21 protein-coding genes are annotated in these 20892 nt (G+C 67.1%); 7 read left to right on the top strand and 14 right to left on the bottom strand.

The features are described 5' to 3' along the window. Positions 1-58: 58 nt before the first annotated feature. Positions 59-442, bottom strand: a complete 384-nt coding sequence (locus tag R5H19_RS10505; RefSeq protein ID WP_318158937.1) for a helix-turn-helix domain-containing protein — start codon at positions 440-442, stop codon at positions 59-61. Positions 443-617: 175 nt separating this feature from the next. Here R5H19_RS10505 and gstA point away from each other — a divergent pair, with 175 nt between their 5' ends. Then, on the top strand, positions 618-1238 hold the full coding sequence (gstA, locus tag R5H19_RS10500) for a glutathione transferase GstA (RefSeq protein ID WP_318158936.1): 621 nt from the start codon (positions 618-620) through the stop codon (positions 1236-1238). Positions 1239-1408: 170 nt separating this feature from the next. Here gstA and purB read toward each other — a convergent pair whose 3' ends face one another. Continuing rightward, positions 1409-2776, bottom strand: coding sequence for an adenylosuccinate lyase (gene purB / locus R5H19_RS10495; protein ID WP_318158935.1), 1368 nt, complete (start codon positions 2774-2776; stop codon positions 1409-1411). A 104-nt stretch (positions 2777-2880) separates the two neighbouring features. Between purB and R5H19_RS10490 the strand changes: the two genes are divergently transcribed. Beyond that, positions 2881-4260: a class II fumarate hydratase gene (locus tag R5H19_RS10490; protein ID WP_318158934.1), complete on the top strand. Its 1380-nt coding sequence runs from the start codon at positions 2881-2883 to the stop codon at positions 4258-4260. A gap of 103 nt (positions 4261-4363) precedes the next feature. Here R5H19_RS10490 and R5H19_RS10485 read toward each other — a convergent pair whose 3' ends face one another. The 5 genes from R5H19_RS10485 to R5H19_RS10465 are packed head-to-tail and all read right to left on the bottom strand — an operon-like array spanning position 4364 to position 7635. Beyond that, entirely contained in the window at positions 4364-5068 is a 705-nt protein-coding gene (locus R5H19_RS10485) for a hypothetical protein (RefSeq protein WP_318158933.1), read from the bottom strand. Between the two features lie 34 nt (positions 5069-5102). Further along, a complete protein-coding gene (locus R5H19_RS10480) occupies positions 5103-6077 on the bottom strand; it encodes an ABC-2 transporter permease (protein ID WP_318158932.1) in 975 nt (324 codons plus the stop codon). Continuing rightward, a complete protein-coding gene (locus R5H19_RS10475) occupies positions 6074-6931 on the bottom strand; it encodes an ABC transporter ATP-binding protein (protein ID WP_318158931.1) in 858 nt (285 codons plus the stop codon). The genes R5H19_RS10480 and R5H19_RS10475 overlap by 4 nt, the downstream gene beginning before the upstream one ends. Next, entirely contained in the window at positions 6928-7302 is a 375-nt protein-coding gene (locus tag R5H19_RS10470; RefSeq protein WP_318158930.1) for a GntR family transcriptional regulator, read from the bottom strand. The genes R5H19_RS10475 and R5H19_RS10470 overlap by 4 nt, the downstream gene beginning before the upstream one ends. A gap of 3 nt (positions 7303-7305) precedes the next feature. After that, entirely contained in the window at positions 7306-7635 is a 330-nt protein-coding gene (locus tag R5H19_RS10465; RefSeq protein WP_318158929.1) for a hypothetical protein, read from the bottom strand. Positions 7636-7845: 210 nt separating this feature from the next. Here R5H19_RS10465 and R5H19_RS10460 point away from each other — a divergent pair, with 210 nt between their 5' ends. After that, the gene (locus tag R5H19_RS10460) at positions 7846-8631 is read left to right on the top strand and encodes an SDR family oxidoreductase (RefSeq protein ID WP_318158928.1); all 786 of its coding nucleotides are present in this window, start codon (positions 7846-7848) and stop codon (positions 8629-8631) included. Between the two features lie 57 nt (positions 8632-8688). On the opposite strand, the gene R5H19_RS10455 is transcribed toward R5H19_RS10460, so the two are convergent. Together R5H19_RS10455 and R5H19_RS10450 are read right to left on the bottom strand one after the other, a co-directional pair. Then, a complete protein-coding gene (locus tag R5H19_RS10455) occupies positions 8689-10356 on the bottom strand; it encodes an amidohydrolase (RefSeq protein WP_318158927.1) in 1668 nt (555 codons plus the stop codon). 136 nt (positions 10357-10492) lie between these two features. Then, entirely contained in the window at positions 10493-11077 is a 585-nt protein-coding gene (locus tag R5H19_RS10450; protein ID WP_318158926.1) for an FMN-dependent NADH-azoreductase, read from the bottom strand. 114 nt (positions 11078-11191) lie between these two features. Here R5H19_RS10450 and R5H19_RS10445 point away from each other — a divergent pair, with 114 nt between their 5' ends. From R5H19_RS10445 to R5H19_RS10435, 3 genes are all read left to right on the top strand, one after another. Further along, positions 11192-12166 (top strand): LysR substrate-binding domain-containing protein, encoded by a 975-nt coding sequence (locus tag R5H19_RS10445; protein ID WP_318158925.1) that lies wholly within the window; start codon positions 11192-11194, stop codon positions 12164-12166. Between the two features lie 61 nt (positions 12167-12227). Beyond that, the gene (locus R5H19_RS10440) at positions 12228-13370 is read left to right on the top strand and encodes a pyridoxal phosphate-dependent aminotransferase (RefSeq protein WP_318158924.1); all 1143 of its coding nucleotides are present in this window, start codon (positions 12228-12230) and stop codon (positions 13368-13370) included. A gap of 2 nt (positions 13371-13372) precedes the next feature. Beyond that, the gene (locus tag R5H19_RS10435) at positions 13373-14173 is read left to right on the top strand and encodes an amidohydrolase (RefSeq protein ID WP_318158960.1); all 801 of its coding nucleotides are present in this window, start codon (positions 13373-13375) and stop codon (positions 14171-14173) included. 110 nt (positions 14174-14283) lie between these two features. Here the strand turns inward: R5H19_RS10435 and arsC are convergent, their stop codons facing one another. The 4 genes from arsC to R5H19_RS10415 are packed head-to-tail and all read right to left on the bottom strand — an operon-like array spanning position 14284 to position 17807. Continuing rightward, positions 14284-14628 (bottom strand): arsenate reductase (glutaredoxin), encoded by a 345-nt coding sequence (arsC, locus tag R5H19_RS10430; RefSeq protein WP_318158922.1) that lies wholly within the window; start codon positions 14626-14628, stop codon positions 14284-14286. Between the two features lie 31 nt (positions 14629-14659). Continuing rightward, positions 14660-16087, bottom strand: a complete 1428-nt coding sequence (locus R5H19_RS10425) for a pseudouridine synthase (protein ID WP_318158921.1) — start codon at positions 16085-16087, stop codon at positions 14660-14662. Further along, complete coding sequence (gene scpB / locus R5H19_RS10420; protein WP_318158920.1) at positions 16084-16905, bottom strand: SMC-Scp complex subunit ScpB; 822 nt, start codon at positions 16903-16905, stop codon at positions 16084-16086. Before scpB ends, R5H19_RS10425 begins: the two co-directional genes overlap by 4 nt. Positions 16906-16955: 50 nt before the next feature. Then, complete coding sequence (locus R5H19_RS10415) at positions 16956-17807, bottom strand: ScpA family protein (RefSeq protein WP_318158959.1); 852 nt, start codon at positions 17805-17807, stop codon at positions 16956-16958. Positions 17808-18768: 961 nt separating this feature from the next. Between R5H19_RS10415 and R5H19_RS10410 the strand changes: the two genes are divergently transcribed. Beyond that, entirely contained in the window at positions 18769-19137 is a 369-nt protein-coding gene (locus R5H19_RS10410) for a PilZ domain-containing protein (RefSeq protein ID WP_318158919.1), read from the top strand. 64 nt (positions 19138-19201) lie between these two features. Here the strand turns inward: R5H19_RS10410 and R5H19_RS10405 are convergent, their stop codons facing one another. Further along, the gene (locus R5H19_RS10405) at positions 19202-20887 is read right to left on the bottom strand and encodes a long-chain-fatty-acid--CoA ligase (protein ID WP_318158918.1); all 1686 of its coding nucleotides are present in this window, start codon (positions 20885-20887) and stop codon (positions 19202-19204) included. Between the last annotated feature and the right edge of the window lie 5 nt (positions 20888-20892).

Raw genomic sequence — 20892 nt, 5'->3', positions numbered from 1 at the left:
AGATGGCTGCGATTGCGTTCCACGTGCGGGCATCAGGGGCAAGCTGCCAATAGGCGCCTCACCCCATTACGCGTGCCCGCTTCCCCACTGAAGCCCGCGAATCCCACTCCGCAATCAGCTTCTGTCCCACCCGCGCCAGTGCATTGATCGCCGGCAGCAGTTCGCGGCCCAATTCGGTGAGCGCGTATTCGGCCGAGGGTGGCGAGGTGTCGAGCAGGCGGCGCGACACCAGCCCGCGCGATGCGAGTTCGCGCAGGCGGGCGCTGAGCACGCGGGCGGAGATGCGTGGGATGTCGTGGCGCAGTTCGCCGAAGCGGCGGGGTTCGCCGCTCAGGTACCAGATCACGTTGGGTGCCCAGGCGCCGCGCAGCAGCGCCAGGCTTTCGGTGAGCGGGCAGGCGGGCGGCGGTGCGACCTTGCTCTTGCGGACGGGGAGGCCCATGGGGTGCTCGTTGGTGATGGGATGGTGCGGTAACCGCGCGGTTACCTCATCCTGAGGTTAACCATTGATTAGGTAGTATCCAACAGTAACCACTAAAGGGTAGCATGCATGAATAGGGTGCGCTGCGTTTCGCTTGGCGCGCCGTCCATCTCCCATCCCCACCAGGAGTCATCGCATGAAACTCTACTATTCCCCCGGCGCCTGTTCGCTTTCACCGCACATCGTGGCGCTCGAGGCCGGCCTTCCACTCACGCTGGAAAAAGTCGACGGCAAGGCCAAGCGTACCGAGCACGGCGCGGATTTCTGGCAGATCAACCCCAAGGGCTACGTGCCGGTGCTGGAGCTGGACAACGGCGAACGGCTCACCGAAGGCCCGGCGATCGTGCAGTACCTGGCCGACCAGAAGCCTGACAGCAAGCTGGCGCCTGCCAACGGCACGTCGGCGCGCTACCGCCTGCAGGAGATGCTGGGCTACATCAACTCGGAGATCCACAAGAGCTACAGCCCGCTGTTCAAGCCCGACACGCCCGAGATCACCCGCGCCGAGCGCAAGGAGTACCTGACGCGGCGCTACCAGCTCATCGAAGGCGTGCTGGCGAAGCAGCCGTTCCTGCTGGGCGACACGTTCAGCGCGGCGGACGCCTACCTGTTCACCGTGACCAACTGGGCGAAGGCGGTGGCGCTGGACCTGTCGGCGTTCCCGGCGCTGCTGGCGTTCCAGAAGCGCGTGGCCGAGCGTCCGGCGGTGCAGGCGGCTCTGGAGGCGGAAGGGCTGGTGAAGAAGGCCCTGGCCTGACACGCACCGGGCGCGGCGATGCGCGCGGCCTGGAGCGGTACTCCCTCCCGATGCAAGCAGGGGAGGGCTGGGGTGGGGTGCTCTTGATCTGTCCCGCCATCCCGGAACCACCCCTCCCAACCTCCCTCTGCAAGCAGGGGGAGGAGTTGTGCGAAATGCGAGGATTCCCGTCAGATATCCCGCGCCAGCCCCTCGGCCAAACCGACGTAACCACCCGGCGTGAGCTCGAGTAGCCGCTGCTTCGCCTCGGCCGGCAGCTCCAGCTTGTCGATGAAGTCGCGCATCGACTCCTTCGTGATGCCGTGCCCGCGGGTCAGCGCCTTGAGCTGCTCGTAGGGCTGCGGCAAGCCGTAGCGGCGCATCACGGTCTGCACGGCTTCGGCCAGCACTTCCCAGCTGGCGTCGAGGTCGGCGGCGAGACGCTCGGCGTTCACGGTGAGTTTGCCCAGGCCCTTCTGCAGCGATTCCAGCGCCACCAGCGTGTGGCCGAAGGCGGTGCCCAGCGCGCGCAGCACGGTGGAGTCGGTGAGGTCGCGCTGCCAGCGGCTGATCGGCAGCTTCTCGGCGAAGTGGCCGAGCAGCGCGTTGGCGAGACCGAAGTTGCCCTCGGCGTTCTCGAAGTCGATCGGGTTGACCTTGTGCGGCATGGTCGACGAGCCCACCTCGCCCTCCTTGAGCTTCTGCTTGAAGTAGCCCAGCGAGATGTAGCCCCACACGTCGCGCGCCAGGTCGATCAGGATGGTGTTGGCGCGTCGCACCGCGTCGCAGTATTCGGCCACGCCGTCGTGGGGTTCGATCTGCGTGGTGTACGGGTTCCAGTCCAGCCCCAGGCTCTGCACGAAGCGCTGCGAGAACGCGCGCCAGTCGATCTCCGGGTAGGTGATGACGTGGGCGTTGTAGTTGCCCACCGCGCCGTTGATCTTGCCGGGGATCTCCAGCGCGGCGAGCTGCCTGCGCTGACGTTCCAGCCTCGCCACCACGTTCGCCAGTTCCTTGCCCAGCGTGCTGGGCGAGGCGGTCTGGCCGTGGGTGCGCGAGAGCAGCGGCAGCGCGGCGTTGGCATGCGCCAGCTCGCGCAGCCTGGCGATGATGCGGTCGAAGGCCGGCAGCAGCACCTGCTCGCGCGCATCGCGCAGCATCAACGCGTAGGAGAGGTTGTTGATGTCCTCGCTGGTGCAGGCGAAGTGCACGAACTCCCTGGCCTGGGCCAGCGCGGGATCGGCGCCGATGCGCTCCTTGATGAAGTACTCCACCGCCTTCACGTCGTGGTTGGTGGTGGCCTCGATGGTCTTGATGCGCGCGCCTTCCTCGATCGCGAAGCTGTCGGCGATGGTTTGCAGCTGCTTGATCTGGGTGGCCGTGAACGGCGGCAGCTCGGCGATGCCCGGTTCGGCGGCCAGCGCCAGCAGCCATTCGATCTCCACCTGCACGCGGCGGTGCATCAGGCCGAATTCGCTGAAGATCGGGCGCAACGGCTCGACCTTGCCGGCGTAGCGGCCGTCCAGCGGTGACAGGGCGGTGAGGGCGTGGTTGGACATCGGGGCGCGTTCCGGCACGGGGAAACGGCCATTTTACATTGACGGTGGCCCGATGCCCGACGGCCTATAGTTGGCCGGTTTTCCATCTCCAGAAGGACAGGGCCATGAGCGGCTTCCGCATCGAACACGACAGCATGGGCGAGTTGAAAGTACCCGCCGACGCACTGTACGGCGCACAGACCCAGCGCGCGATCGACAATTTCCCCATCTCCGGCCTGCGCCTGCCGCGTGCGTTCATTCGCGCGCTGGGCCTGATCAAGGCTGCCGCCGCCGAGGCGAATCTGGCGCTGGGCCACTTGAAGAAAGGCCAGGCCACTGCGATCCGCAAGGCGGCGCTGGCGGTGGCGGACGGCCAGCACGACGCGCAGTTCCCGATAGACATCTTCCAGACCGGCTCGGGCACCAGCACCAACATGAACGCCAACGAGGTGATCGCCCACCTGGCGGTGGCGGCCGGCGCGAAGGTGCATCCGAACGACCACGTCAATTACGGGCAAAGCTCGAACGACGTGATCCCCACCGCGATCCACGTCAGCGCCACGCTGACTACCAGCGAACAGTTGCTGCCGGCGCTGAAGCACCTGAAGCAGGCGATCGACAAGCGCGCCCGCGAGCTGAAGAACACGCCGAAGACCGGCCGCACCCACCTGATGGACGCGATGCCGATCACCTTCGGCCAGGAGCTGTCCGGCTGGTCGGCGCAGGTGGCCTCTGCGATCGAGCGCATCGAGGACGCGTTGAAGCGCATGCGCCGGCTGCCGCAGGGCGGCACGGCGGTGGGCACCGGCATCAACGCCGACCCGAAGTTCGGCCCGGCGATGGCGGCGCAGCTGAAGAAGCTGACCGGGGTGAGGTTCGAGTCGGCGCAGAACTATTTCGAGGGCATGGCCGCGCAGGACGCTGCGGTGGAGCTGTCCGGTGCGTTGAAGACGCTGGCCGTCGCGCTGATGAAGATCGCCAACGACCTGCGCTGGATGAATTCCGGCCCGCTGGCCGGCCTGGGCGAGATCGAGCTGCCGGCGCTGCAGCCGGGTTCGTCGATCATGCCGGGCAAGGTCAACCCGGTGATCCCCGAGGCCGTGGCGATGGTCGCCGCGCAGGTGATCGGCAACGACGCCTCGATCACCATTGCCGGCCAGTCCGGCAACTTCCAGCTCAACGTGATGCTGCCGCTGATCGCGCACAACCTGCTGCAGTCGATCGAAGTACTGAGCAACGTCAGCGTGCTGCTGGCCGACAAGTCCATCGCCGGCTTCAAGGTCAACAAGGCGCGGGTGAACCAGGCGCTGGCGATGAACCCGATCCTGGTCACCGCGCTGAATCCGGTGATCGGCTACGAGAAGGGCGCGGCCACCGCCAAGCTGGCGTACAAGCAGCACCGGCCGATCATGGAGGTGGCGCTGGAGACCACCGGGCTGTCGAAAGCCGAATTGAAGGATCTGCTCGACCCGATGGCGCTGACCAAGGGCGGCATCCACGGCTGACCGCTCACCGGCGGGCAGGGAAACGGGTGTGGAGGAGTGAGGAAAGAGCAGCAGCCGGCATCCGCTGCTCTCCTTGCGCTTCTCACTCCTCCGGAGTCGTTCCTCAGTCGGAGAACACGGCAAAGCCCTTCTTGCCGTCCTTGTCCTTCATGTCATTGCCGCAGTCGTCGACGTCTTTCTGCGTCATCGTGGCGTAGGGCTTGAACTCGGGCATGGCCGCGGCAAGCTTCTGCTGCGAGGCCAGCATGTCCGGCAAGCGTTTGCACAAGGCCATGGCGGCGGCCTGGATCTGGTCGGTCTGCGGCTTGATGCTGGCCTCGATCTCCTGGTCGCTCTTGCCGGTGAACGCGCCCCAGAGGGCCTGCTTCGCCGCGCTGATGCCGATGTCCGCGCCCTGTGCACCGATGTCCATGCCGGCCTCGGCGATGCCGATGATCTGCTGGCGGTAATCCACCAGCATGGCGTGCTGCTCCGCCGTGGCCGCGACCGGTTTGCCGGCGATCACCAGTGTGCCCTGCGGGGTGATCACCGCCTTCGGGCGGGAATCGTCGTGCGGTTTCGGCCCACTGCCGACGTGGATGCTGCCCAGGCTGATGTCCTTGCTGACCAGCTCCTTCTTGGCCTGCTCGATGCCCTTGCGGACCTCGGCGGCGATCACCGAGGAAGAGGTCTGCTCGCGAACTTCCCTTGCGGCCTGGGCCACGTCGCTGGCGGCGCCCGAAGGGGCGGTGTCCCGTCCGGACTGGCCGCAGGCGGCCAGCGGCAGCAGCAGGATCAGGGCGAGTGCGCTGAAGGTGGCGGATTTCATGGATGCTCTCCTCATCTCGAATTCGATCGGGAAATCAGCTGTCGTCGCGCCAGCGGCGGAACCAGACCGCGCCAGCGAGCAGGCCCAGGCCGACCACCGCGCCGATCCACAGGTTGGGCGATGCCAGCAACTGGTAGGTGTTGCCCAGGTCCATGAAATCCATCGCGGGGTTGCCGCTGACCGCAAAGTTGCCCTGGTGACCGAACACGCTGCCGGTGCCGGGGAACACGCTGAGCAGGCCACGCTGCACGATGTTCTTCCAGAACCAGGTGGTCGGTAGGTCGAACAGCCCCATGATGCCGAACCAGCTGACCAGCAGGCCGGTGGCTACCGGCAAGGCCACGGCCCACAGGAAGGGCTTGCTGCGTGCCCAGGCCGAGCAGAGCAGCAGCCAGCCTACCGAGGGCAGTGCCCACAGCACATACAGCGGGATGTAGCCGACCAGGTTGAACATGACACGAAACGGGTGGGCCAGCACCAGCAGCTGCCATACGTTCACGCCATGGAAAGACAGCGTGACCGCCAGGATCAGCAGTTGCAGCATGCCCACGACGATGCCGGTGATCACGGCAACGACCGGCGCGAGCACGGTGGCGCTGATGATCTTGGACAGCACGGTGCTGGCGTCGGAGATCGGCAGCGACTTCCAGAACAGGATGCTGCGGTCGCGGCGGTCGTCGTACAGCGCACCGAGGCAATAGAAGAACACCACGAAGCCCAGCACGACGATCAACAGGCCCATCGCCGAGTACATCGCCACGTCCAGGGCGAGCCCGACCTTGCTCAGGTCGCCGGCGTCCATGTCGGCGATGACGCGTTGCAGGCCGCCGCTGGCGCCGAAGTTGATGCCGTGACGGGCGCCGACGACCTCGGCGGTGATGATGCCCATGATGTTCAGCAGCAGGAACACGCCACCGGTGATGATCGGCGCCCAGAAGAAGCCGCCCCGATGCTCCCAGAATTCGCGCTTCACCAGCCAGTACATGGTTTTCCAGGTAGTGGTTTTCATGCGTAGGTTCCCTTCATGGTGGCGACGAACAGGTCGCTGATGGAGGGCCGGCGGGTTTCGCCCAGCTGCTCCAGCGTCGCGCGGTTCGCGCCGTCGAACAGAAAAATGCTCTTGCCGAAGACCTGACGTTCGTCCAGCGGTTTCAGCTGGCGCGCGGCGTCGGCCTTGTCGGCCCCGACCATCACCTCGATGAAGCGGTCGCCGACCGCGTCCATGTCGGCATCCAGCACGATCCTGCCGTCGCGGATGAACATCAGGTCGGTGAGGATGTGTTCGACTTCCTCCACCTGGTGGGTGGTGACGATGATCGTCTTGTTCTCGTCGAAGTAGTCCTCCAGCAGGCTCTGGTAGAACTGCTTGCGGTAGAGGATGTCCAGGCCCAGCGTGGGCTCGTCCAGGATCAGCAGCTTGGCGTCGATCGCCATCACCAGCGCCAGGTGCAACTGCACGATCATGCCCTTGGACATCTGCCGCACGCGCTGGTCGGGCGTGAGCTTGGTGCGGGCCAGGAACGCCTCGCACTTGGCGCGATCGAAGCGCGGGTGCACGTTGGCGACGAAGTCCACCGCCTGGCGCACCTTGATCCAGCGCGGCAGCACGGCCACGTCGGCGATGAAGCACACCTCGCCCATCAGCTTGTCGCGCTGCTTGCGCGGGTCGAAGCCCAGCACGTTCAGTTCGCCGGTGAAGTCGGTGAGACCCAGGATCGCCTTCAGCGCGGTGGTCTTGCCGGCACCGTTGGGGCCGATCAGGCCGACGATGCGGCCGGGCTCGATCCGGAAGCTGACGTTGTCCAGCGCCAGTGCCGACTTGTACCGCTTGCTCAGGCCGCTGGCCGTGATCACCGCGCTCATGATTTTTCCTCCTTGTTGGTGGCCGCTTCGCGCAGCAGCGTCTTCAGGTCCAGCCCCAGTCGCTGCAGCCGGGCAAACAGTGCCGGCCACTCCTCGCGCAGGAAGCGCTCGCGTTCCGATTTCAGCAGCGCATCGCGCGCGCCTTCGATGACGAACATGCCCAGGCCCCTCCGTTTTTCCACCAGTTGTTCGTCGACCAGTTCCTGGTACGCCTTCGACACAGTCAGCGGGTTGATCTGAAAGTCCGCGGCCACCTGGCGTACCGACGGCAGCGGGTCGCCCTCGTTCAAGGCGCCGTCCAGGATCATCGCCACCACGCGTTGCTGCAGCTGGCGATAGATCGGGACGCTGTCGTTCCAGGTCATGGTCATGTCTTATTCCTTGCTGATGCGGCCGAACTTGCTGCCAAACGAATAGTAGGGCATGGCCAGTTGCGACCCGAGCAGGCGGAACGGCTCCGCGTTGCTGCCGGAATCCGTGATGACCATCGCCGGGACCGAGGCGTTGCCGAGGTCGGCGAGCAGGACAGCGCTGCGCATTTCGGCGGCGCTGGGGCTGACCTGGACCGGCGCCAGCTCGGTGACGGCGGCGCGGGTGTGGTTGGCCCGGGCCGGCTGACTGGCGACGTTGTAGTCGACGGCACTCAGGCTGGCGGCGGTGAGCAGGACGGCGGCGACACTGGCGATCAGATTCTGCGCTTTCATGACAGGCCTCCTTAGTGACCTCGTTGAGTGGTGTTGTAGTGAACTATAACACAATATTCCGAGCCGTCAATAGGCGCATGGCGATTTCGCAACATGACTGATGGCCTATGCGTCGAAACCGCGCCACGGCGCGATCCGGCAAGGCCGCAACCGCGCTGGCGGCAGCCGACATGGTTCAATGGGAGGTCTTCAGCCTCGACGGAGCAGCGCATGGATCTCGAATTGAGTGGCCGCGTGGTGGTGGTCACCGGCGCCAGCAAGGGCATCGGGCTGGCCTGCGCGAGTGCGTTTGCGCGCGAAGGCGCCACGGTGGTCGGCATCGCGCGCGACCCGGCGAACCTGCAGGCGGCGCAGCGCCAGCTCGCCGCTGCCGGACTGGCGCTGGCAGTGCAGGCGGCGGACCTCAAGGACAGCGTGGCGGCGGGACGGGTGATCGAGTGCATCGAGCGCGACCACGGCCCGATCGAGGTACTGGTGAACTGCGCCGGCGCCGCGCGCCGCACTCCGCCGGCCGAGCTGGACGCGACCGCCGTGCTGGCCGCGATGCAGGCGAAATACCTGAGCTACATGCACGCGATCGATCCGGCGATCCGCCGCATGGGTGCGCGCGGGCGCGGCAGCATCGTCAACGTGATCGGGCAGGGCGGACGACAGGCCAATCCGCAGCACATCGCCGGCGGCTCGGCCAACGCTGCGCTGATGCTGGCCACGGTGGGCTACGCCAGCGCCTACGCGGGCAAGGGCGTGCGGGTCAACGCGATCAACCCAGGCATCACCCGCACCGGTCGCGTCGAGGAAGGGCTGGATGCCGAGATGCGCGCCACCGGTCTGTCGCGCGAGGAACTGCGGGCGCGGCAGCTTGCCGGCATTCCGTTGGGACGCCTGGCCGAACCCGAGGAGATCGCCGAGGTGGCGCTGTTCCTGGCCTCGGCGCGGGCCAGCTATGTCACTGGCGCGATCATCCCGATGGACGGCGGCAGGACTTCGGCGATCTGAGCCCACCGACGGAAAGGCCGGCGCAAGCGCCGGCCTTTCCGCCCGCCTCCTGCCGCGTCAGTCCTTGGCGGCGTAGACCTGCTTCCCGCCTACCCAGGTCTGCAGCACCCGGGTGCTCCAGAGCTTGCTTGCCGGGTCCTTGAAGATATCGTGGTCGACCAGGATGAAGTCGGCCCACTTGCCCGGCTCCAGCGTGCCCAGCGTGTGCTCGGCGTGCCCGGCGTAGGCCGCGTCGAGGGTGAACGCGCGCAGCGCCTGGACCAGCGTCATGTCCTGGTCCGGGTACCAGCCGCCGGGCGGCTGGCCCTGGTGATCCTCGCGGGTCACCGCCGAGTACAGGCCGTAGAACGGGTTCGGCGATTCCACCGGGAAATCCGAGCCGCCGGCGATCAGCGTGCCCTGCTTGAGGAAGCGTTGCCACGCATAGGCGCCGGCGATCCGCTGGTGGCCGATGCGGTCCTCGGCCATGTTCATGTCGGAGGTGGCGTGGGTGGGCTGCATCGAGGCGATCAGCTTGAGCGGCACGAAGCGGGGGATGTCCTGCAGCGACACAATCTGCGCATGCTCCACGCGGTTGCGCAGCGCGATGGCGTCGGGGTGGGTCTTGTAGGCGGCGGCGAAGCTGTCCAGCACCTCGCGATTGGCGCCGTCGCCGATGGCGTGGATGGCCACCTGGTAACCCCTGGCGAAGGCCTTGTCGATCTTCGCGGTCAGTTCGTCGGGTTTCAGGAACAGCAGGCCCCGGTTGTGCGGATCGTCGCTGTATGGCTTGAGCATCGCCGCGCCGCGGCTGCCCAGCGCGCCGTCGGCGAACAGCTTCACCGCGCGCACGGTGAGAAAGTCGCCGCCGTAGCCGATCAGCGGACCGTCCTGGCTGATGGCGTCGAATGCGGCGCCGGTGTCGCGGATCATCGCGTAGATGCGCGCGGTCAGCTTGTGCGCAGCGGCATACTCGCGGTAGAGCCGGTAGGTGTCGAGGTCGATGCCGGCGTCGGCGACGCCGGTGAGGCCGACGCTGGCCATCTCGGTCAGCGCGGCGTCGAGCGCGGCGGCCCGTTCCTGCGCGGTGGGCGCCGGCACCTTGTCGCCGACCAGATCGGCGGCACCATCCACGAACACGCCGGCCGGGTTGCCGTGGGCATCGCGCTCGATGCGGCCGCCGGACGGGTCATGGGTGGCCGCGGTGACGCCGGCCAGCTTGATCGCGGCGGTGTTGGCCCAGGCGGCGTGGCCGTCGACGCGGCTCAGCCACACGGGACGATCGGGCACCACGGCGTCCAGTTCCTTTGCGGTGGGGAAACGGCCGAGCTTCCAGATTTCCTGGTTCCAGCCGCCGCCGACGATCCACTTCGCATCGGGGTGCGCCGCAGCATAGGCCTTTACCCTGGCCAGTGCCTCGGCCAGCGACTGCGTGCCGGTAAGGTCGGCGCTGGTGCGGGCGTAGCCGAGGTCGAGCACGTGGCCGTGGGCGTCGATCAGGCCCGGCAGCAGGGTGCGACCGTGGCCGTCCACCACTCTGGCGCCGCCGGCGCGCGCGGCCAGATCGGCATTGTTGCCAGTGGCCACCACCTTGCCCTGGTCGACCAGCAGGGCCTGGAAGTGCTGCAGTTTGCCGTGGCTGTCCAGCGTGTAGCCGTTGACGTTGCTGACCAGCAAGTCAGCAGCCTGCACCGCTGGCGCGAACGCCAGCAGGGCCAGCAGTGGCAGATGGAGCAAGCGGTTCATGCGCGGTTCCCCATGACGATGGAACCGGCAGTGTGTCGGCACGCGCGCGGTTTTTCCACTGCGGCGCCCGCGCCGTGGTGGGCGCTGCGGCTGACGCCTTCTGCGCGGGGCAGGGCGTCAGCCGGTGTTGCGCGGATCAGGCCGCTTCGGCCATCAGCGTGCCGATGCTCTGGCGGGCCGAGGCCAGCGCCGCGAGCTTCTGTTCCTCGCCGACCGCGATGCCCTCGGCGCGCACGAACTCCACCTCGTTGATGCCGATGAAGGCGAACACGGCGCGCAGGTAGGGTTCCTGGAAGTCCATCGCCGCGGCCGGCGCATCCTTGCCGTAGAAACCGCCGCGGCTGGAGGCAATGATCACCCGCGTGCCGCCGGCCAGGCCTTCGGGGCCGTTGGCGGTGTAGCGGAAGGTCTTGCCGGCGACCAGGATGCGGTCGAGCCAGGCCTTGAGCTGGCTGGGGATGGCGAAGTTGTACATCGGCGCGCCGATCACTACCACGTCGGCGGCGAGGAACTCCTCCAGCATCTCGGTGCCGAGCAAGGCAGCGGGGTCGCTGGCGTCGGCTACCGGGGCCCAGTGCGGCAGCGGCTGGGCCGCCAGATCGTGGTAGCGGACGGCGGAGCCGGGCGTGGCGGCCCTCAGCCCGGCCACGATGTCAGCGCTCAGCTGGCGCGAAACCGAATAGCTGCCCAGGGCGCTGGAATCGATATGCAAGAGTTTCATGGAGGTGTTTCCGAACGATGCCGGTGATCCGGCGTTGGGCTAAAGAATATGTTTTGAACAATCCGGCGATAAGCTAGGATTTATCGAACTTATCGTTCCCGCGTGGAAACAACCATGGCGATACTCAGCGGTGCGCTGCAGGACCTCAACGACCTGTATTTCTTCGCTGCGGTGGTCGAGCACGGCGGCTTTTCCGCGGCGGGGCGGGCGCTGGGCGTGCCGAAGTCGCGCCTCAGCAAGCGCGTGGCCCAACTGGAGGAACGCCTCGGCGTGCGCCTACTGCAGCGGACCACGCGGCGTTTCGTGGTGACCGAGGTCGGCGAGCGCTTCTATGCGCATTGCCGCGCGGTGCTGGAAGAAGCGCAGGCAGCGCAGGACGCGGTGGATGAGCTGCGCGCCGAGCCGCGCGGCGTGGTGCGGCTGAGCTGTCCGGTGTCGCTGGTGCAGACGATACTGGCACACGTGCTGCCCGATTTCATGGCGCAGTACCCGAAAGTGCAGGTGCGGGTGCTGTCCAGCAACCGCCGCGTCGACGTGGTGGGCGAGGGCTTCGACCTGGCGATCCGCGTGCGCACCAAGCTGGATACCGATGCGAACCTGGTGATCCGCACCTTCGGGCAGTCGCGCAACACGCTGGTGGCCAGCCCCGCGCTGCTGCAGACGCTGGGGCGACCGGAGCGGCCGGACGAACTGGCCAGGCTGCCGGCGTTGTCGCTGAACGAGCATGAAGGCGCGCAGGTGTGGGAACTGATCGGCGCCCACGGCGAACAGACCAGCGTGGAGATGCAGGCGCGGCTGATCACCGGCGACTTCACCATGCTGCTGGAGGCCGCGCGCCGCGGCATGGGCGTGGCACTGCTGCCGGAGTTTGTTTGTGCGCCGGCGATCGACAAGGGAGAGCTGGAGGTGGTGCTGCCGGAGTGGAGCGTTCCCGAGGGCACCATGCACTTCGTCTATCCCAGCCGGCGCGGCATGCTGCCTGGCGTGCGTGCGCTGGTCGATTTCCTGGCAGAACGGTTGCCGGCCACTACCTTGCTGAAGCACGAGCAGTGCAAGCGGCGCCCGCTGGACGAACTTCCCGCGGCGTGATGCGCGCGGATGCCCCGATGCAGTACGCTGCCGGGTCTACGGACATTTATACGGCCAAACGATGATCGCGACCAAGCTTCCCAAAGTCGGCACCACCATCTTCAGCGTGATGAGCCAACTCGCGCTGCAGCACAAGGCGGTCAACCTGGGCCAGGGTTTCCCGGACTTCGAGCCGCCGCAGGGGCTGCGCGACGCGCTGACCCGAGCCATGAACGAAGGGCGCAACCAGTACGCGCCGATGCACGGCACGCCGGCCCTGCGCGAGCAGATCGTGCTGAAGACCGGGCGGCTGTACGGCCGCAAGCTCGACGTCGATACCGACATCACGGTCACCTCCGGCGCCACCGAGGCGATCTTCGCGGCGATCGCCTCCACCGTGCGCGCGGGCGAGGAAGTGATCGTGTTCGACCCGGCCTACGACTGCTACGAGCCGGCGATCGAGCTGCAGGGCGCGCGCGCCGTGCACATCCCGCTGACCCTGCCGGCGTTCGCGATCGACTGGCAGCGCGTGCGCGATGCGGTGACGCCGAAGACCCGCATGATCATGATCAACAGCCCGCACAATCCGTCCGGCGCGGTGCTGTCCGCAGCCGACCTGGACGAGTTGGCGGCGATCGTGCGCGATACGGGGATCGTGGTGCTGTCCGACGAGGTCTACGAGCACATCGTCTACGACGGCGCGCAACACGAGAGCGTGCTGCGCCACCCGGAGCTGGCCGAGCGCAGCATCGTGGTCTCCTCGTTCGGCAAGACCTACCACTGCACGGGTTGGAAGGTCGGCTACGCGGTGGCGCCGAAGGCGCTGTCGGCGGAGTTCCGCAAGGTGCACCAGTACCTCACCTTCTGCACCTTCCACCCGGCGCAGGCGGCATTCGCCGAGTTCATGGCCAGCACGCCGCAGCACTACCTGGAACTGCCGGCGTTCTACCAGGCCAAGCGCGACCGTTTCCGCGCGCTGCTGCAACCCTCGCGCTTCAAGCTGCTCGACGTGCCGGGCGGTTACTTCCAACTGGTCGATTATTCGGCGATCCGCGATGAGGACGATCTCGCCTTCAGCCGCTGGCTGGTCGAGCATGGCGGTGTGGCGGCGATTCCGCTGACGCCGTTCTACGAGTGTGCGCCGGGCACGCGATTGCTGCGGCTGTGCTTCGCCAAGAGCGACGCCACCATGGAGGCGGCCGCCGAGCGGCTGTGCCGGCTGTGAGCCTGCAGCCACTGAGCGCATCGCTGGTACAGGGGGCCACCCGCTGGCACGACGCGCTGGCGAACCGCGACTACTACGGCGCGCTGGTGCGCCAGGCGAAAGGCAGCGACCTGATCGTGTTGCCGGAGACGTTCCTGTCCGGCTTCAGCAACGACACCGAGATCAGCGCAGAAACCATGCAGGGCGAGGGTGTGGCCTGGTTGCGCGCGCTGGCGGTCGAAGTCGATGCGGTGGTCTGCGGCAGCCTGGCGATCCGCGAGAACGGCGTCGTCTACAACCGCCTGCTGTGGGCGCGACCGGACGGCAGTTTCGAGCAGTACGACAAGCGCCACCTGTTCCGCATGGCGGGCGAGCATACCCGCTACGGCGGTGGCAGCGAGCGGCTGATCGTGGAGCTGAAGGGCTGGCGCATCCTGCCGCAGGTCTGTTACGACCTGCGCTTCCCGGTGTGGTTGCGCAACCGCCGGCTGGAATCCGCCGCTGGCGGCATGGATTATGACCTGGCCGTGTTCGTGGCGAACTGGCCCACGCCGCGGCGCGGCCCGTGGCGTACGCTGCTGCGCGCGCGCGCGATCGAGAATCTCGGCTACGTGGTCGGCGTGAACCGGGTCGGCGTGGACGGCAACGAGATTCCTTATGCCGGCGACAGTGCGGTGATCGACCCGGTCGGCGAGCCGCTGGTGGAACTGGGCGCGCAGGAGCAGGTGGTGACCGTCGTGCTCGATCCGGCACCGTTGCTGGCGCATCGCGAACGTTTCCCGGCGTGGATGGACGCCGACGCGTTCTCGCTCGACCCGGGTTGATCACCCTTCGTCGTTGACCCGTCCTGAAATGAATTGGCGCCTTTTCCCCCAGGAAAAGGCGCCCTCATGAACCGAAGAATCAAGCGCATGCAGCGGGGCTACAGGCTGGCTCAGAGTATTGCCAGCACTGCTTCCGGCGGGCGGCCGAGCGCGGCCTTGCCATTGGCCACCACGATCGGCCGCTCGATCAGCTTCGGGTGCGCCACCATCGCGGCGATCAGGGCGTTCTCGCCGAGCGCGAGGTTGTCCAGCCCCAGCGTGCGGTATTCGTCCTCCCCGGTGCGCAGCAGCTGGCGCGCGGTCATGCCCAACTGCTTCAGCAGTGCAGCCAGTTCGGCGGCGGTGGGCGGGGTGTCGAGATAGTTGATTACCTCGACCGCCGCCCCGCGTTCCTCGAGCAGGGCCAGCGTGGCGCGTGACTTGGAACAGCGGTTGTTGTGATAGATGCGCACCATTGTTCGGCCACCTTTCGTCGTCATGGAGGGCTCAGCGATTGCCCGAGCGGTTGCCGCCGCGGCCGCGCGGGCGACCGCCGGTCGGACCGCCGTGGCGGGCGCCACCCTGGCCCTGCGGTCGGCCGGCCGGGCGGTTGCCACCGGAGCCTTGCGGCCGCGCCGGGTTGCCGTGTGCACGGTTGCCCTGGGCTGGCGGCCGGCTGCCCCGGTTGCCGCCGAAGCCGCCGTACATGCCGCCGGCGACAGGGCTTTCGCCGCCACGTGCGCCACCCGGGTTGCGGTGGCCGCGGGCGTTGCCGCGCGGCGCACCGGGGCGGGCAGCGGCGCCGTCGCGGCTTTCGCCGGCGAACCATGTGCGTACTGAAGGCAGCTCCTGGCCCGGTGCCACGCGTCGGCTCTTGTTGCGCTTGCCGCCACCGGCACCACGTTCCGGTTGCGCCAGGTTGCCGTTGACTTCCTTGCCGCCGCGCCGTGGTGGCTTGCGGCCGCGCACGGGTTCCTCACGGATGCGGTCGTAGGCGCGCAGCTCGCGTGCCTCGTCCTGGCCGCCGGTCCAGGCGGTGCCGGCGCCGCGCTCGGGGCGATACTCGGTGACGTTGCGGTTGGCGCGACGCTGGTGCAGCACCGGGCTCAGGGTCAGTACCGGTTGTGCGGCGCCGAGGCCGCTGGTCTGGCGCAGTTGCTTGACGCTTTCGGCATCCAGCGCCTCGCATTCGCCACGGCGCAGGTGGCGCGGCAACTCGATGCCGCCGTAGCGGATGCGCTTGAGCCGGCTGACCAGGAAACCCTGCGAGTCCCACAGCCGGCGCACTTCGCGGTTGCGGCCCTCGCGGATCACCACGCGGAACCAGCTGTGGCTGCCGCCGCGGCTGATCACGGCGATTTCGTCGAAGCGGGCCGGGCCGTCGTCCAGTTCCACGCCGGCCTTGAGCTTTTCGATGATCTCGTCGGGCACTTCGCCGTGCACGCGGCACAGGTACTCGCGTTCGAGCCCGCTCTTGGGATGCATCAGCGCGTTGGCCAGTTCACCGTCGGTGGTCAGCAGCAGCAGGCCGGTGGTGTTGATGTCGAGCCGGCCCACGGCGACCCAGCGCGCGCCTTTCAGGCGCGGCAGCTGCTCGAACACGGTGGGGCGGCCTTCGGGATCGTCGCGGGTGGTCAGCACGCCTTCGGGCTTGTGATAGACCAGCACTTCGGTGTCGTCACGGCTGTCGGTGGCCACGACGAACTGCTTGCCGTCCATGATCACGCGGTCGCCGGCCTTCACGCTCATGCCGATTTCGGCGGGGGCGCCGTTCAGCTCGACTTCGCCGGACTGGATGCGCTGCTCCAGCATGCGGCGCGAGCCGAGGCCGGCATTGGCCAGCACCTTGTGCAGGCGTTCTTCCAGCGCGGGGGCGTCGCTGCCGGCGCGCGGTTCGCGCTTCAGGGACAAAACGGATTTTTGCGGCGCATTCATGCGCGGTACTCCTCGGGGTCTTGCTCGGCGGCGTCGGGTTCGGCGTCCGCGGCGGGGTTCGCTGCCTCGTCGGCAGTGGTTGTCGGGGTTTCGGCGGGCTGACTCGTGGCGGAGCCGGCATCGCCGGATTCGGGGGCGGCCAGCGCTTCGGTGGCGGCGGCGGTGGCGTATTCGTCGGCTGTCGTGTCGACGGCATCGTGTTCGTGCAGCAGTTCCTCGTCCGGGTCGATCGGCAGGTCGCGCACGACGCGGGCGGGCAGGGGATCGGGTTCGAAGCGCAGCTGCGGGTCTTCCAGGTCGCGGATCTCCGACAGTGGCGGCAGCTGGTCCAGCGATTTCAGGTTGAAGTAGTCGAGGAACGCGCGGGTGGTGCCGAACAGCGCCGGCTTGCCGGGTACGTCACGGTAGCCGACCACGCGAATCCACTCGCGCTCCTCCATCGTCTTGATGATGTTGGAGGACACCACCACGCCACGGATCTGCTCGATCTCGGGACGCGTGATCGGCTGGCGGTAGGCGATCAGTGCCAGCGTTTCCAGCAGGGCGCGCGAGTAGCGACTGGGCCGCTCGGTCCACATCCGCGAGATCCACGGGTGCACGTCCTGGCGCACCTGGTAGCGGAAGCCGGAGGCCACTTCCTTCAACTCGATGCCGCGGCCGGCGCAATCTTCGGCCAGCGCCTCGAGCGCCTTGGCGATCTGTTCGCGGCTGACCTCGTCGGCCTCGTTGAACAGCTCGCCGAGCTGCTGCACGGTCATCGGCTGGGTCGCGGCCAGCAGGGCGGCCTCGATGATGGGTTTGAGTTGCTCGATCTGCATGACCTTGGGTTCGGATGCCGGTTTGAGCGGTATCGTTCAGTGGATGTCGTTCATTCGCCGGACGCTTCGGTCAGTGCCGATTCGCCCGCCTGTGTGTCGCCCGCCGGCGCGTCGGCGATTTCTTCGGCGTGGCTCACCTTCGCCTTCACGTATATCGGCGCCAGCGGTTCTTCCTGGACGATCTCGATCAGCATCTCCTTGGCCAGCTCCAGCATCGCCAGGAAGGTCACCACCACGCCGAGCCGCCCTTCACTGATGTCGAACAGGCTCTCGAAGCGGTGGAAGCTGCTGTCGTCGAGCCGGCTCAGCAATTCGCCCATGCGCTGGCGCACGCTGAGCGTCTCGCGCTTGATCGCGTGATGCCCGAACAGTTCGGCCCGGTGCATCACGTCCTTCAGGGCCAGCAGCAGCTCGGTCAGCTCCAGCGGCGGCGGCAGCCTGATCACGTTGCGCTCGCCCACGTCGGCGTGCACTACGGCGGTGTCGCGCTCCAGCCGGGGCATCGCCTCGATGTCCTCGGCCGCACGCTTGAACCGTTCGTACTCCTGCAGACGCCGCACCAGTTCGGCGCGGGGATCTTCTTCCAGTCCTTCCTCGGCCGGCGGCCGCGGCAGCAACAGCCGCGACTTGATCTCGCCCAGGATCGCGGCCATCAACAGGTATTCGGCGGCCAGCTCCAGCCGCATCACGTCCCGCATCAGCTCGATGTAGGCCATGTATTGCCGGGTGATCTCGGCGACCGGGATATCCAGGATGTCCAGGTTCTGCCGGCGGATCAGGTACAGCAGCAGGTCCAGCGGCCCCTCGAACGCCTCCAGGATGACCTCGAGCGCGTCCGGCGGGATGTACAGATCCTGCGGCATCTGCAGCATCGGTTGGCCGCGCACGATGGCCAGCGGCATTTCCTGCTGTTGAGGTACCGACGCAAACGCTTCCTGCGGTGCGGTGACCGGGCTCTGTGGCTCGACGGGCTCAGTGCTCATCAATGCATGTCATGGGGCCGCCTTCGGCGGCTGCAGTGCGTTCAACATGATCGGAAATCCCCATGCCGACGCGGCATCGGATGTCCGTACTCGGAACACGGCGGTGAGGCGGTGTTCCCGGGGTACTGCGTTCTTCACACTTGTCCGGTCGAGGCGCGGCGGACGCCATCGTCACGACGGGCATGACGAAGCCACTCGATGGCGGTTCGGTCAGGCAGGTCGTCAGCGACCATCGCGCGTCGACTGCGGGTTGTCAGCCGCGGCAGGGACGCCAAGCCAGAGAAGGCGGGAAACAACGCCACCGGCTGTTCACTGGTCGATTCGAGAGCAGTCGAATGGATACCAAGGGGTGCCGGAGGTGCTCGGCAAACATTTCCATGGAGCCACGCGTGGGCCAAGAGTAGCGGCAAGCCGGCGCCAAGTCCAGCGCAGACCACGATTGCCACGGCGGTTCGCAGGCTGCCGGTTGCGCTGCTCGCCGGTTTCGCACGGACGCTTCCGGCAGGCACAATACGCGGATTGGGTCGGGGGAACCGGCGTGCCGGAAGTGCGGCAAGGGCGGCATGTGACCTAATGCGTCGGATTGAGTCGGGCTCGTGTCAGCGTCATGTCCGGTGATGCCTGGCAGGCGCTGGCGCATGCCCCACGATGGCGGCGCGGTCCCGGTCGCGCTTCCCCGCCTGGTTGGACCATGGCACGGTGCGCGAGATGCATTGGGGCCGAAGAGGCACCAGGCGTGGCTTGAAACATGGGGTGGCACGGTGGTTGCTTCGACAATGGCTGACCATCCTGGCCGGCCATGGTGCAGCGGAAGGATCTCGGGACGACGTTGGACGCAGTGCCCTCCTCGGGGCGCAAATGCAAACATGCGGTGGAACTGATGACGATCGACAAAAGCGGACAGGATGGCGGCGGCCCGGAGCAATTGCGCCCGGCGCGCATGCAGATCGAGACGACGGTGCTGATGAGCAGCAACGGCGAGTCGCATCCGACCGAGCTGGTCGACATCTCGGCTACCGGCGCGCTGCTGCGCCGGCCACTGGGCTGGTCGGGCCATGTCGGGCAGAACTGGGTGCTCGACATGATCTTCGGCAACAACCTGCACATCCACCTCGAAGCGGCGGTGGCACGCATTTCCGATCATCACATCGGTTTTTCGTACAGCCGCATTCCCGAGGACAAGCAGGTGCCGCTGTGGAACCTGCTGGGCGGCTACGCCGATATCCTGGAGTACTGGAAGGACGGTTGAGCAGGCACGCGGCACGAAAACGCCCGCATGAGCGGGCGTTTCCGGCGACGGATGAGTGAGGGGTTCAGGCCGTGGCTTTCTTCTCGTCACGCAGCTCACGACGCAGGATCTTGCCCACGTTGCTCTTGGGCAGGCTGTCGCGGAACTCGATCAGCTTGGGCCGCTTGTAGCCGGTGAGGTTCTCGCGGCAGAACTGCTTGAGCGCCTCCTCGGTGAGGCTCGGGTCCTTGCGCACCACGAACAGCTTCACCACTTCGCCGGAATGCTCGTCCGGCACGCCGACCGCGGCCACCTCGAGCACGCCGGGGTGCGCCATCACCGCGTCCTCGACCTCGTTCGGGTACACGTTGAAGCCGGACACCAGGATCATGTCCTTCTTGCGGTCGACGATGTAGAAGTAGCCGTTCGCGTCCATCTTCGCGATGTCGCCGGTGTGCAGCCAGCCGTCGGCATCGAGCACCTTGGCGGTCTCGTCCGGACGGTTCCAGTAGCCCTTCATGACCTGCGGGCCCTGCACCATCAGTTCGCCCACCTCGCCGACTGGCAGCGGCTGGCCGTCCTCCGACCAGATCGCCACGTTGGTGGACGGCACCGGCAGGCCGATCGAACCGTTGTACTCCTTGAGATCGAGCGGGTTGATGCAGACCGCGGGCGAGGTTTCGGTCAGGCCGTAAGCCTCGGCCAGGGTGCAACCGGTGATTTTCTTCCAGCGCTCGGCCACGGCACGCTGCACCGCCATGCCGCCGCCCAGGGTCAGGTGCAGCTTCGAGAAATCCAGCTCGGCGAAGCCGGGCGTGTTGAGCAGGCCGTTGAACAGCGTGTTGACGCCGGTCAGCGCGGTGAAGCCGGACTTGCGCAGCTCCTTGACGAAGCCGGGCATGTCGCGTGGGTTGGTGATCAGCCAGTTGAGCCCGCCCAGGCGCATGAACACCAGGCCGTTCGCGGTCAGCGAGAAGATGTGGTAAAGCGGCAGCGCGGTGATGATCACCTCTTCGCCGGGCTTGACCAGGTCTTCGCCGATCCAGGCGGCGGCCTGCAGCATGTTCGCCACCATGTTGCCGTGGGTCAGCATGGCGCCCTTCGCCACGCCGGTAGTGCCGCCGGTGTATTGCAGGAAGGCGATGTCGTCGTGGCCCAGCACCACCGGCTGTAGCGGGTGTGCCGCACCGCGAGCCAGCGCGTCACGGAAGCGTACGGCCTGCGGCAGTTCGAACGCCGGCACCATCTTCTTCACGTGCTTCAGCACGAAGTTGATCAGCGCACCCTTTGGGAAGCCGAGCAGGTCGCCGATGCCGGTGGTGATGATGTGCTGCACCTCGGTTTCGGCCACCACCTGCTGCAGGATGGCGGCGAAGTTGTCCAGCACCACGATCGCCTTGGCCCCGGAATCCTCCAGCTGATGCTTCAGTTCGCGTGCGGTGTACATCGGATTGGTGTTGACCACCACCAGGCCGGCGCGCAGCGCGCCGAACAGGGCGATCGGGTACTGCAGCACATTCGGCATCATGAGCGCGATGCGGTCGCCCTTGCCGAGCTTGAGCACGCCGGTGAGATAGCCGGCGAACTGGCGGCTCATCTCGTCGATCTGGCCGTAGCTGAGCTGGCGGCCGAAGCTGGCGAACGCCGGGCGGTCGCGGAAGCGAGTGAACGCTTCTTCCAGTACCGCCGGCACCGAAGCATATTGACTGACGTCGATCTGTTCAGGCACGCCGGCTGGATAGTTGTCCAGCCACGGACGTTCGTTGCTCATGCTTT

The organism is Rhodanobacter sp. KK11 (assembly GCF_033345435.1).
In the GTDB taxonomy this organism is placed as follows: Bacteria; Pseudomonadota; Gammaproteobacteria; order Xanthomonadales; family Rhodanobacteraceae; genus Rhodanobacter.
Note: the sequence above shows the minus strand (reverse complement) of the source record. Positions and strands in the feature narration are given on the sequence as shown.

Bases quoted from the DNA above. Each gene is read 5' to 3' on its own strand.
- R5H19_RS10505 (WP_318158937.1), bottom strand. From the start codon at position 442: ATGGGCCTCCCCGTCCGCAAGAGCAAGGTCGCACCGCCGCCCGCCTGC.
- gstA (WP_318158936.1), top strand. From the start codon at position 618: ATGAAACTCTACTATTCCCCCGGCGCCTGTTCGCTTTCACCGCACATC.
- purB (WP_318158935.1), bottom strand. From the start codon at position 2,776: ATGTCCAACCACGCCCTCACCGCCCTGTCACCGCTGGACGGCCGCTAC.
- R5H19_RS10490 (WP_318158934.1), top strand. From the start codon at position 2,881: ATGAGCGGCTTCCGCATCGAACACGACAGCATGGGCGAGTTGAAAGTA.
- R5H19_RS10485 (WP_318158933.1), bottom strand. From the start codon at position 5,068: ATGAAATCCGCCACCTTCAGCGCACTCGCCCTGATCCTGCTGCTGCCG.
- R5H19_RS10480 (WP_318158932.1), bottom strand. From the start codon at position 6,077: ATGAAAACCACTACCTGGAAAACCATGTACTGGCTGGTGAAGCGCGAA.
- R5H19_RS10475 (WP_318158931.1), bottom strand. From the start codon at position 6,931: ATGAGCGCGGTGATCACGGCCAGCGGCCTGAGCAAGCGGTACAAGTCG.
- R5H19_RS10470 (WP_318158930.1), bottom strand. From the start codon at position 7,302: ATGACCATGACCTGGAACGACAGCGTCCCGATCTATCGCCAGCTGCAG.
- R5H19_RS10465 (WP_318158929.1), bottom strand. From the start codon at position 7,635: ATGAAAGCGCAGAATCTGATCGCCAGTGTCGCCGCCGTCCTGCTCACC.
- R5H19_RS10460 (WP_318158928.1), top strand. From the start codon at position 7,846: ATGGATCTCGAATTGAGTGGCCGCGTGGTGGTGGTCACCGGCGCCAGC.
- R5H19_RS10455 (WP_318158927.1), bottom strand. From the start codon at position 10,356: ATGAACCGCTTGCTCCATCTGCCACTGCTGGCCCTGCTGGCGTTCGCG.
- R5H19_RS10450 (WP_318158926.1), bottom strand. From the start codon at position 11,077: ATGAAACTCTTGCATATCGATTCCAGCGCCCTGGGCAGCTATTCGGTT.
- R5H19_RS10445 (WP_318158925.1), top strand. From the start codon at position 11,192: ATGGCGATACTCAGCGGTGCGCTGCAGGACCTCAACGACCTGTATTTC.
- R5H19_RS10440 (WP_318158924.1), top strand. From the start codon at position 12,228: ATGATCGCGACCAAGCTTCCCAAAGTCGGCACCACCATCTTCAGCGTG.
- arsC (WP_318158922.1), bottom strand. From the start codon at position 14,628: ATGGTGCGCATCTATCACAACAACCGCTGTTCCAAGTCACGCGCCACG.
- R5H19_RS10425 (WP_318158921.1), bottom strand. From the start codon at position 16,087: ATGAATGCGCCGCAAAAATCCGTTTTGTCCCTGAAGCGCGAACCGCGC.
- scpB (WP_318158920.1), bottom strand. From the start codon at position 16,905: ATGCAGATCGAGCAACTCAAACCCATCATCGAGGCCGCCCTGCTGGCC.
- R5H19_RS10415 (WP_318158959.1), bottom strand. From the start codon at position 17,807: ATGCCGCTGGCCATCGTGCGCGGCCAACCGATGCTGCAGATGCCGCAG.
- R5H19_RS10410 (WP_318158919.1), top strand. From the start codon at position 18,769: ATGACGATCGACAAAAGCGGACAGGATGGCGGCGGCCCGGAGCAATTG.
- R5H19_RS10405 (WP_318158918.1), bottom strand. From the start codon at position 20,887: ATGAGCAACGAACGTCCGTGGCTGGACAACTATCCAGCCGGCGTGCCT.